8 protein-coding genes are annotated in these 12,089 nt (G+C 52.4%); 6 read left to right on the forward strand and 2 right to left on the reverse strand.

Annotated features, from left to right (window positions below; translation table 11 throughout):
- Positions 1-62: 62 nt before the first annotated feature.
- Genes CA13_RS18125 through CA13_RS18140 form a run of 4 tightly spaced genes read left to right on the forward strand, consistent with a single transcriptional unit; the run spans position 63 to position 4,542 of the window.
- Complete coding sequence (locus CA13_RS18125) at positions 63-1,442, forward strand: ArsB/NhaD family transporter (RefSeq protein ID WP_419194525.1); 1,380 nt, start codon at positions 63-65, stop codon at positions 1,440-1,442.
- A 15-nt stretch (positions 1,443-1,457) separates the two neighbouring features.
- The gene (locus CA13_RS18130; RefSeq protein WP_146398970.1) at positions 1,458-2,402 is read left to right on the forward strand and encodes a universal stress protein; all 945 of its coding nucleotides are present in this window, start codon (positions 1,458-1,460) and stop codon (positions 2,400-2,402) included.
- 26 nt (positions 2,403-2,428) lie between these two features.
- Positions 2,429-3,337 (forward strand): ThuA domain-containing protein, encoded by a 909-nt coding sequence (locus CA13_RS18135; RefSeq protein ID WP_146403745.1) that lies wholly within the window; start codon positions 2,429-2,431, stop codon positions 3,335-3,337.
- A 41-nt stretch (positions 3,338-3,378) separates the two neighbouring features.
- Complete coding sequence (locus CA13_RS18140; RefSeq protein ID WP_146398972.1) at positions 3,379-4,542, forward strand: hypothetical protein; 1,164 nt, start codon at positions 3,379-3,381, stop codon at positions 4,540-4,542.
- Between the two features lie 9 nt (positions 4,543-4,551).
- Here CA13_RS18140 and CA13_RS18145 read toward each other — a convergent pair whose 3' ends face one another.
- Both CA13_RS18145 and CA13_RS18150 read right to left on the reverse strand, forming a co-directional pair.
- Positions 4,552-7,869 (reverse strand): UTP--glucose-1-phosphate uridylyltransferase, encoded by a 3,318-nt coding sequence (locus CA13_RS18145; protein ID WP_146398974.1) that lies wholly within the window; start codon positions 7,867-7,869, stop codon positions 4,552-4,554.
- Positions 7,866-8,723 carry a sugar phosphate nucleotidyltransferase gene (locus CA13_RS18150; RefSeq protein WP_146398976.1) on the reverse strand — a complete coding sequence of 286 codons (858 nt, stop codon included), beginning with the start codon at positions 8,721-8,723 and terminating at the stop codon, positions 7,866-7,868. The genes CA13_RS18145 and CA13_RS18150 overlap by 4 nt, the downstream gene beginning before the upstream one ends.
- A gap of 267 nt (positions 8,724-8,990) precedes the next feature.
- On the opposite strand from CA13_RS18150, the gene CA13_RS18155 reads away from it, so the two are divergent.
- A complete protein-coding gene (locus tag CA13_RS18155) occupies positions 8,991-10,346 on the forward strand; it encodes a sensor histidine kinase (protein WP_419194526.1) in 1,356 nt (451 codons plus the stop codon).
- Complete coding sequence (locus CA13_RS18160) at positions 10,343-11,776, forward strand: sigma-54-dependent transcriptional regulator (RefSeq protein ID WP_146398978.1); 1,434 nt, start codon at positions 10,343-10,345, stop codon at positions 11,774-11,776. Before CA13_RS18155 ends, CA13_RS18160 begins: the two co-directional genes overlap by 4 nt.
- Positions 11,777-12,089 lie beyond the last annotated feature (313 nt).

Below are 12,089 nucleotides of genomic sequence, written 5' to 3' on the forward strand. Positions count from 1 at the left end.
AAACACACTGGGCAGCACCGCAGCCTGTTATTCCACCTCTGTCCTCTTAGAACCAAACGCCAATGTTGCTATTCGCGTCTGCACTCCAAGATACGCCCGTCGAACCCGCCGCGGCTTGGATCATGCTTTTGTTCGCTGCGGTGATGATGGCGACGTACGTTGGTGTTGCGGTCGAGCGATTTCACAAAACCGTCGCGGCATTGTGCGGCGCGGCGGTCTTGATTGTCCTCGGAATTGCGCTTGACCTTTTCGAATATCCAAAGATCTACGATTTCCTAAAGGAAGACCTCAACATTTTTGGTGTCATTATTGGCACCGGAATTTTGGTCGATGTCGTTGGAAAGAGCGGTTTGTTTCATTTTCTAGGCATGTGGATCGTTCGACTGACCGATGGCAAAGCGTCCACGCTATTCTTAACGCTTTGTGTCGTTACCTTTCTGTTCGTTTCTGTATTGACCATCGTCCCGGCGATGTTGATTCTCAGTTCGCTAGTGTTAGTGATTTGTCGATCGCTCGATTACAAGCCAATGCCGCTACTGCTCAGTGTTGCGATTTGTGCGAACAGTGGCGCGATTGCAACCTTTGCCAGCGGGTTGCCGAACATCATGATTGGCACGGCGGCGGGAATACCCTACATGCACTTTCTGCAAATTGCGTTGCCTTATGCAGCGGTCAGTTTGGTGATCGCGATTGCGGGTCTACGTTTCTTTTTTCGCGACGATTTGCCATGGAAACAGTCGACTGACGAGTTGACTGCACTGCGAGAACAAATTGACACGTTTGATCCATGGGCGTTGGTCGAAGACCGCAAGGTTTTGCTTCGTAGCGCTACCATCCTGATCTTGACGGTGATCGGTTTTGCGCTAGCCCAACAACTTGGTGTGGGAATGGATTTCGTCGCGATGGTCGGCGCAACCGCAGCGCTGCTGTTCGCTGGCAAAGGGGTCGAGGACGCGATTCACAAAGTCAATTGGACGGTGATTTTATTTTTTATGGGTCTGTTCGTGATCATCGGATGCGTGAAACAGACCGGTGCTTTGGGATGGGTGGCCGAGCAAGTGATTCATTTGTCGGGCAATCGGCTTGAGTTGTTGCTTCCACTGCTAGGTGGTTTTTCGGCCGTCGCCAGCTCGATCGTCGACAACATTCCCGTAGCTGCGACGTTGATCCCGATCGTCCAAGATATCTCGGGCGGGAACGTTCCGGTGGAACCGCTTTGGTGGGTGTTGATCATTTGTTGCAATCTTGGTGGGAACGGTACTCCGATTGGCTCGATTTCATGTGTCATCGCGATCTATGCACTCAAGCGTGAAGCGGGGGTGCATGTTGGATGGGGGACGTTCCTTAAACTTGGAGGTGCTATTATGGTGATTCAAGTGATTGGTGCGATTTTGTACGTAATGCTTGCCTACAATATGGGGTGGATCCCAACACTTGATTAACAAACGAAATGTGACATGAGCAAAGAATCAGAATCAACCAACTTGGACCGCGACGTCGATGAATCGATGCGTATGTTTGAGCGATCAAAAGTGGGTCAATCGGCATCGATCCGTCCGATACAGCCGTCACGAGTGATGTGGATACTCGACGGATCGGACCAAGACGATACATCCCAATCAGCAATTCAAACCCTGCGTGATCGATTCAACGTCGAAACGCTTGTTCTCGATGCACGCGATGCATCAAACGCGACTTCTGACCAAGCTCCTGACCGAGCAAAGCAAGTATCAGGAGCTCGACCGATTCAACCATCCGAGGGCGAAGCTTACGAGAAAATTCTTGCGGCGGTGGACGCTCTGGACGTGGATTTGGTTGTGGTGCCGTGCCCATTTGGCCGATCGTTTGAGCATGTTGGAACTGATAGTGCAGGGACTGTGATCGACGTATTACTTGCTCGATCTTCTAAACCGGTTCTTGTGATTCGCCGAAGCGATCAATTGCTTGCGGAGTGCCTTGATCAAATCTCAGTAGTGATTGGCAGCGAATGCGACATGGCGAATCGCGCGGCCGCGTGGGCATTCGGACTAGCCAGCGAAAAGGCGACAGTGCTGCTCAACCTCGTGATCGAAAAAGAACAATACGAAAATTTTCGAAGCATCATTGAGGCAATGGATCCTGAGAAGAAGCTTGCACCAGAGCAGTTCAGCGAAGCGATGGCGAAGACACATCAAGCGATCCACGCGGCGATGGCCAAAACCGCTAGCGAACGAAATTTGACTTATCATTTACGGCCTCAAGCAGGCGAGTTGGCACCGCCTAACCCGCTTAAAGAGGCGAAAAAAATGCTTCTGGTGATGCCGCTTGAAGTGGATGACCGCTTTGGACAAGGGTTTGTTCAAGACCGTATCCGCCGAAGTCCTCACCCGGTTCTTATTGTCCCTGGACACGCGCCCCAATGATTCATACCACACACAGTTACTCGACCATGAAACGATGCTTGATCCTGAGCTTTCTAGTATTGGCGACCGCTTCAACCGTCACTGCACAAACCTCGGATTTGGAACCGTCGCTAACGCAGGTGTTAATCATTGTCGGTCCGAGCACGCATCCCCCCGGATCGCACGAAGTTGCCGCGGGCGGGCGATTGATGGCCCATTGTTTGGAACGCGCGGACAATCTCAAATCGTTCAAAGCAACGGTTGTCCAAGGATGGCCCGAAGATGACGCGCTGCTCGATTCGGCTGCAAGTATTGTCTTCATGGGCGACACGTTTCCGCCACAACGGCTGCAGAATACGGATGCGATTCTGGCGAAGCTCAGTCAAATGATGCAACGTGGCTGTGGGATAGTTTGTGTCCACTACGCTACTGGATTGTTAGGACAGGACGTCGCAGCCGACGGCGAACATCCGCTACTGCATTGGTTGGGAGGCTACTTTGCCAACAAAACGTGTCCTCACCATCAAGGTATCGCCAAAATCTTTCCGTCCGCCACAATCACGCCTGCGGCCCCCCTTCATCCTATCTCGCGTGGTTGGTCGGAGTTCACGATTCACGACGAACCCTATATCGATAACTATTTCGGCAAAGAGAATAATCAATTGGCACCGAACGTGACGGCCTTGGCAACATCGATGCTGCCGCCGGAAGACCCAAGTCAACAAGTCGTTGCGTGGTGTGTGCAACGCGATAAACCGGATGGCAGTGGCGGACGGGGCTTCGGAATCGTGATGCCCCACTTTTTTAAGAACTGGAATGAAGAAAATTTGCGACGGTTCATCCTCAACGGAATTGTTTGGACATCTAACCGGGAGGTGCCACAGGAAGGTGTCCAAAGCGATTTGCCCAATCTCAAAAAATTTGCCCCTGCAGCCGTCGAAGTTTCACAACGCTAAGAGTAGGTTGCCAATGAGCAACGGTCATTTCGAAAGGATGTGTGAAGGACCGTTCGCTGATTGTTGTCTTCGAGTGCCGGATAGTCGCCATCGACAGCTCAAAACCCAATCCCTATCAACCAGCACAGCCGGTTGATGGAAATTCACTACCGGAGGACATTCTGCGGTTCAATGGCGTGATCGAGCCGGACGATTACCGCTGTTTGCTTCCGCAGAATCATTCGGAGCGAATTCTCTATCTGGTACTCGCCGCGCTGTTGACCATCACGATCCTCTTCGTGGGAAGTGCGGGACTCTTTTTTGTTTCCACTGGAAATCTGCTCATTGGACTTGCTAACTTTGCTTTTTGTGTCTTGATTGGACTCGGACTTTGGTTCATTCAGAGACGAATTGGCAAACAGGGGATCACACGTAGACATCTCAAAAAGCATCCGGATCTACTAGGCACCGCGCGTGGCGAATTTTCCCAATCCGGCTTGCTTTTCAATGACGGAACCTATCAGTACTGGTTTGGCCCGTCTCGCTTGGTGAACGTCGGGGTTTCCAAGAAAGGAATCCGATTTAGCGTTGATGGCAGCCCCTATCGGTACTTGGCCTTTACCAACCGACTGTTTGAGAGCTACAGCATCTTTTCTGCGGCACCGCTAAAGCAAACTTGGATTAGACTCGCCAACGAAAAGACGACCGATGAGGATCCATTCTACCTCGATGTTTGGAATCAAGTCAGTCATCCACCGGCGGACGCAATTCGGTTTCGTGGTCAAATGACGCTTCGTCAACCGATGAAGACTCCTCAACTTCGAAAACAGGCTAGTGCCGAATTGGTGAGTCCGGTTCTGGCTGGTTGTCTATTCTGGTTTGCTCGAGATTCCATCCATCCCATTTTCCTATGGAGTGGAATCATCTATACCGTTTTCGCATTGACGGTCAACTGTCGCACATGGTGGAACTATTTCAAAGGAACATCGGTGCAAGTGTGGCACCAACATGGATGGATCAGTCCCGATGAGTTTGCCAGTTGCAACAACGAATCGGCCGTGCGAATGCCAACGACGAAGATAAGTACCTTCACAATGGAAGACAATCTCGTCACGTTGACAACCGAATCAGGTGCGTCCTATTTCATTCCTCGAGACCACGTCGCGACTCAAGAGCAATGGAATCGGTTGGTGGATCTAGGCAGGAACGATAATAGGACGCCCTGAGCGACAGTATTACCACTTACATAGCGAGTCGATGTAGTCAGCACTGCCGTCGCGTTTCCACGGATCGAGTTGAGCTTGGGCCTTAAGTTGTTGGCCTCGGCGCAGCGGGACGGCAAAGAAGGCACAACTCACTTCGGGAAGTGCCGTCATGTCGCCCCATAGTTTTTCGAATTGGGCAACCGGGAAAACATCTTCTTGGGCATTGCCCCAACGTTTTTTAACGTCTTTGAGTGTAATGTAGGTTGGCAAACGCAACGCCATCTTTCGTACGGCTTCATCAACACGTTGTTGGTTCGACAAATCGGCTCGAGTTAACCCGAACGTTTTGAGCAATCCATCAATATCAATCCACGTATTCATGGTGTTGTAGAAAGGCAATTCAAACTCGATTTCCTCGTTGGGCATCGCCAGACCTTCGACCAACCGCGGGTGTCCGTTGACCATGGCGAGTCCCCCACCACGATCTTCGAGTCGGCGTGTGATGACTTCAAAGGAGAGCGTGGTGCCACCGTCGATGTGTCGCCCGAGAACACCGGGATCGACGTTCGCCCCGAGGGTGTCGATGTTGTGAAGCATCAGATAACGAAGATGCTTTTCTCGGTCGATCAATTGTTTTAACACACCGCTACGGAGCAAGTTAGGAACTTCATACCAATGTCCCACCGGATGAATACACTGGCTCGGCACATTGTCGGTGTAATCGCTCGCTTCTCCCGCTGATTTGGCCCAGTCGATCAACGCGGTTCTTGCACTTTCGCGGACCTTCTGTTGTTGCTCATCGAGAATTTGTTGAGATGTTTCCTCCCATAGAAATCGCAAATCCCGAACGGTCGGGATCATCCGGAGGCCCACGCTTCGACCGGTCGACACAATCACGTCTCCGCCGAAGCCAAAGAAATCGTTTCGGTCCAAAAATTCGCGAATCGGTTGGTCCGTCAGATGACTGGTGGTAAAGACATGAGGGATGCGGCCACCATGTTTGGCCGTGATCGCGCGGTTCTTTGCCAAATGGACTTCCATGAAGCTGCGGTGGCGGCCGGCGAACCGGCTAAACGGGTGCAATGCTTTGCAAACGCCGGCTCCTTCGGTCCATCGACTGCCCACGCCTGCCGCCAACGTGACCACGGCGACGGAGCCATCCTGGATCGCTTTTTTACCGAGATCGACGTATTTCGTTTCAATTCCTTCTCGCAATTCTACGACCTGTCCAGGTTGGACATCCTCGATCATGGTGTTCGCAGGCAACCGATTTTGAGACAAGCCGATACGACCACTTAGCAAATCGGCTCGAATCTGTTCGTGTTGTTCACGATCAAAACCAATCTCCGAGAGTACCTTTTGCAGGGACGATTCTTTCTGCACGTCGGTCGATATTGACGGCAACACACTGCCCAACAGCAGTCCCGCTGTGTCGCTTCCCGATTCGTGATGGCGGCATCGCTCGCTAATGCGTTCGAGTTCACTTCGTGTTCGAAGCGATAAGTCACGCAGTGGCGTACGTAGTAGTGAGGGCAAGACCAATGCGTAGTAGCGATCCGGCAACATCGCCGATTTTCCCGTCAATAATTCGGAACTGGTTCCCTTGTCGTTGATCGAAAAATCATAAACCACCGGGTCCATCGCAAATGGCAATGATGTTGCGAGCGTCTTCTTCGTTTGCAGCATCCTTTGGCCAAGCCACTGCTGCGCCTCATCTTTCACCTTGGGATCAAAGATGAATCCCATGCCACCGCCCGCCATTCCGCCGAGCATCCAAAATCCCCAAAACTTGTCGCCGTAGGCATCGCGGCATTGTTCGATTAGTGCATCGGTAAAACGATTGGTGGCCCAAGGAATAATCGTTTGAAGTGGTCCTTCGAAATTACGCGTCGTAACATCGCCCACGCGCTTAATGTCGCCTGCCTTCAAGGCGTCTACCACTTCGTCAAGAATTTCCATCGCTTCTTTGCGACCGTCCCATTCCTTTTTGCTTCGCAGCAAGTAGTGCTCGGTGACCATTTCCAAAATGGGACCAACGTTTTGGGCCATCCCGCCATGCACGAGGACGAGGCTTTTTTGAATTTTTTCGCGCGTCTCGTCGCTGATCGTTTCATGGTCGAGGACATGGTGGATCGGCATCAACCGTCCGCGGCTGATGCCAAATTCGGGGTCCCCCTTTTCGGCGGTCGTTCCGCATATCAGCTTGATACCGGGCCAAACGCCTCCTGAATCTTGCCAACCACCGCCGCTGCCGCCGATCCATTCGCCGAGAATCGCGCGTGCTGCGACCAGTCGCCGGTCGTTTTCACCCAGTGATCCGGTGAGCGATTGAACTTGACCGGTCGCTCGCATCAGGATCGAAATCAGCGAGCCGAGTAAGTTGGTCGAGACGGCAAGTCGCGATCCTTTGGGAATGTCATTGATTTTGCTAACCAATTCCAACCCCCGCCCTGGGCCAAGCATCACGCCGAGAAGATCCGCGATCGATTCACGGCATCCCTCCAGTCCCGGTGGGACGATCCCCGATGCGATCAAGGCTGCCTTTAATAGGCCCAAATAATCGCGAGCAAAATCAAAAGTGTCCGAAATCGATTCCAATCTCGTCGTTGCGCCGAGATCCACACTGGCTAAACGAATCACCGGCTCATCGATCACTCGCAAATAGGTTTCGATAGGTGGTTTGGTTTGCGAGTCGCGACCGCGAACGCCGAGATCGACCGAGACATTCAGCACGCGTGCGCCTTCGGGAAAGTCCATCCCAAGGAAAAAAATGTCACTCCATGCACTGTGCGAAAAATCCATTCGCACGGCAGTCGTTTCTTTTAGCAGTGGCGTCGTATTGGTCGCCGGATCGACTTGGGTTAATTCCGGTCGAATTCGCAGTGGATGATCATCAGGATGGCCAACGCGGAACATCCACTGGTTGCCGCGCACCGTTCGAACACTATGGCGAACTTGATCCGCCAACGTTTGAAAACCAAGTTGATGATAAGCTTGGGCAAGTGCACTGGCGAGCGCATCACTTGGGCCATCGGTTGTTTGAGCCGCTAGAAAACAATCGATCGCTTCTTTGAAACGCCGTGACAGCAGATGTTCGTATCCTTCGAACGGGATATGACCCGTTTGTCGTACAGGCAACTGGCTAGGCAAATGATACCGATAGATCGCGGACATGAAAAACAACGCTCGAACGCGTCGATAAAGATTGCTTTCTTGTCGACGAAACGCGTCTAGTTCTGATGCATGTCCGAGCAGTTGATCGAGTGTAGCGTTCCCGCATACTGATTCGAGTGACTGATCGCGAACGGAGTCTTCGTCGGACTGAATGATTTCAATGAGCCGGTTCACTTGACGCGTTCTCCTTCGGTCCGGCTGGCGAGCAGTTCGACGAGCTCGGTTAGGATTTGGTCGCGGTCTTTTCCAGATAAACCAATTGCTAATTGGGCGTTCAAAAGTCCGTACGTCAGACCCAGGTTGTACCGCGTACCATCGACTTGATACGCCAAATAACGCTGGCGGGAAGAAAGAATTGCAAGGGCGTCGGACAACGTCGCTTTCTCGGCGGAAGGCTCGGCGAGAAGCTGTTCGATGGCGGTCATCACTTCGCTGGTTAAGACATGCATGCCGAAGAAACCAAGATAATGTCCAGCCCTCAACCCGGGGGTGACCAATTCTTGTTCGGCGAATGTTGGTGTCGGTTTTTCAACCACACACTCGACTTCGTACACATCGTTTCGTCGAGGAACCAGCGGACCGCTGACGATTCCAAAATATGGCAATTTGTTCTCGCGAGTCGATTGAACTGCGGACACCGAGCATTCAAACTCGTTGGCGATTTGGATCAATTGTTTTGCACACGGCACCTCGGTCGAACTGAGATACAAATGATCGCCTACGAGGTGCAGGAAGGGATGGTTGCCAACAAACGCTTTCGCTTGATGAATGGCATCGGCATACCCTTTGGGTTCCGGCTGTTCGACAAACTCAATGCTGCCTAGATGAGTGCCGGCGGCCTGCTCGTAGGCCTCCTGATCGCCCGGTCGAATGATGACGCAGATTTCTTCAACGCCTGCGGCGAGCGTTTCTTCTACGATCAACTGCAAAGCGGTTTTGACATCGCCGCGGCGATCAACTAATTGTTGCAGCGGGAGCGTGTTTTGGCTCGGGGATGCTGCGGTAATGACTGCTTTTTGGACCTGCATAGCAATGGAACGTTTTAGGTGAATGTAAGTGAATTGTTCAGTAGCTTAGCAGAAATAAAATGACGCGCCATTGTCCGGTTCCGCGGCTATTGTCCGGTTCCGCGGCTATTGTCCGGTTCCGAGGCTATTGTCCAGTTCCGAGGATCGTGGAAGCTCAACAAAACGGTCCTCTGTGGCTCGGTTTGCTAACGCACCGGATTCCCCAGCACCAAATTTTCAATACGATGGAAGCTTCCCGAGTTATTCCTTTGCCATTCAGGGCTCGCTTTGAAACAATCTCGTCCCTTCCGATCGCTCCGGTTGCGATTGCTTGCTCCGATCATTGCCACGGCACTTGTGGCGGCGGGCGTCGTTGCGCTGGTATCGAACGAATTGGCATCTCGTTGGATATCGGATGAATTGGAAGCCAGATTCCTAGGAATTGAGCAAACGCTTTCCGATTCGCGTTTCCCGCTCAATCAAGTGGTACTGCAATCACTCGCTGAACTGACTCAGACGGAATTCATCACCCTTGATCGAGAGGGGCAACCACAACAAAGCACGCTCGAAGGGACGATTCCGGATCAACGGCCGGCAGGCGAGTCGATCACCATCGAGGGCAGGCGTTTCTTCGCACGCTCGTTTTCCACCGTTGGAGCAGAGACCCGACCCGACAGTGTGTTTGAAGTCATCGTATTGTTTGACCGGATCCAAATCGAGGCCGATCGTAAACGTGCGGCTGTCTTGCCGCTGGTCACCGGCTTATCAACGATTTTGGCGATCAGCACGGTCACGCTGTTGTTGACTTCCCGCTTGGTTCGACGCATCGGACGATTGCAGCAACGGGTCGAACAGGTCGCCGATGGTGACTTTCACTCGGTAGTTTCCGATGCAGGGGGCGATGAAATTGGACGACTCGGTAACGCGGTTGATTCCATGGCTCGGCAACTGAGTGTTTTGTGGCAGAAAGTGAATCGTCAACAGGGCGAAAAACTCTTACATCAAGTCGCCGGGGGCATGGCACATCAACTTCGAAACAGTCTTACGGGCGCTCGGATGGCAGTGGAACTTCACGCGGCTGATTGCCCAAGCCGTGACGATGAAGGACTCCGTATCGCAATTGATCAAATCGAATCGGCTGAGGACTACGTGCGACGCTTGCTGCTTGTGGCATCGGGGCGACAAGACGAGGATCGTCCGATGGCCGGATTGGTTTGTCTTCACGACCTCCAATCAAGTCTCTCGCCCATCGCCAAACATTTGCGAATTGAACTGACTTGGAACTTCGATGAGGCCATCGCAGATCACTCGATCAGGGATGGGCCGACTTGGGTAGCCGCGATAACGAATATGATTCAAAACGCAATGCAAGCGGGTGACAAGGTTCGCGTCGACGCGAGACTCATTGATCAACAGATTCGAGTCACCGTATCCGATAATGGACCAGGAATTCCGGAGACGATGATTGACGATGTATTTGAACCATTTGTCACGACAAAACCCGAAGGAATGGGACTAGGCCTAGCCGTGGTTCGCCGAGCCGCTGAGTCGTTCGGCGGAGCGGTCAATTGGAAACGCACAGGCCAGCAAACGGAGTTTGAATTGACGGTTCCAACGCTCACCATTGATAAGACACAACAATGAAACATTCCACACAACATGTTCTTGTCGTCGATGATGAACCGTCCATTTGTTGGGCATTAGAAAAAATGTTGACGCAAGAGGGCCACTCGGTTGCGATCGCTTCGTCGGCCGAAGAAGGGTTACAGCAGGTCGAACAACAGAAACCGGACATGGTCATCTTGGATGTTCGTTTACCCAAAGAGGACGGTATCACGGCGTTACCGAAGTATCTGAAAGCAACCAACAACGCTCCGGTGATTATCATCACAGCCTTTGGCGACCTCGAGACCGCAGTTGCCGCGGTCAAAAATGGAGCGACCGATTACTTGACGAAACCGTTCAAGCTCGAAGATGCGTTGCGGACGTGCCGGCAAACGCTTCGTGAATCAACGCCTCGTCTCGCACCGGCCGCCACTCAATTGACCGCACGGAGTCACCATGTGCTCGTCGGCGGCTCACCGGCGATGCAGTTTGTGTTTCGGCAAATTGCTTTGGTCGCCGATAGTGACCTGTCTGTCTTGATTACAGGCGAAACCGGTACGGGCAAAGAGCTTGTGGCTGCGGCTATTCATCGACACAGCCGACGATCACAACAGCCATACATTCCGATAGCGCCGGTTGCTTTGAATCCTGATTTGATCGAAAGCGAACTGTTCGGGCATGTGAAAGGCGCGTTTACCGGGGCTAGCGACGATCGAGCGGGATTGTTCGAACAGGCCGAAGGTGGCACGGTGCTTCTTGATGAAATCGGCGATCTGCCGCTAGCGATTCAAGCAAAGTTACTGAGAGTGCTCGAACAAGGGCAATATTTTCGCGTTGGAGACGTGCGGCCAAGACAAGCCAATGTCCGAATTATCGCCGCGACCAATTGCGATCTACATGACGCGGTTGTTGCAGGCGATTTTCGCGAAGATTTGTTTCATCGAATGTCGGGTGTCCAAATTCATTTGCCCCCACTGCGTATGCGGTGTGACGACATCCCACTACTATGTGATCACTTTCTTGAGGAAATGGATTACCCCGCAGCCGATCTGGCAATCGATGAATCGCTTCTTGAGATGCTTCAATCGCGTGATTGGTCTGGCAACATTCGCGAACTCAAAAGCGCCCTTGAACACGCAGCCGTCGTGGCTCGTGGACGAGTACTGCAAGCGAGCGACTTTCCACCACCAAAACCATCTCGTGGCGAACAGACGCAGTCGAACGCATCCATGCTCGCAGCCGCAGTTCGAGCATGGGGACTCGATAGAATTCAACATCGAACACCCGAATCCGAGCCACTACACGCCCAGTTCCTAGCCGCTGCAGAACCGGCGCTTCTCGAAGTCGCCCTTGAATCGAGCGACGGCAATCGCGCCAAAGCTGCAGAACTTTTGGGCATTCACCGAGGGACCCTACGAGATCGCTTGCGAAGTTACGGTATCGATGAATCCGCCAAGACGCAAAATTAGCGATATAGAATCATCTGCATTGGCGTTTTAGATACCTTGAATCGAGACGGGCAATCACCGGCTGGCTATGCGAACACCGGCAGGCTATGCGAACTCTGCCAAAGCAATATTTACGAGTCGCGTCGATTTGAGTCTTGATCGCTTCGCTTGCACGCTATCACGCCGATTTCATAAAACACCGTTATTTCGGCTCAAAAAAACGCCGTGTAAGGATTCTTCTTAACCCAAATGTGTGGGTGGATTGGTTAGTATGGGGGGGTGAGTAGAACCGACTTTGGACCGGAGCGATGAACCATCAATGGTTGATGCGTTG

It is taken from the genome of Novipirellula herctigrandis (assembly GCA_007859835.1).
Taxonomy (GTDB): Bacteria; Planctomycetota; Planctomycetia; order Pirellulales; family Pirellulaceae; genus Novipirellula_A; species Novipirellula_A herctigrandis.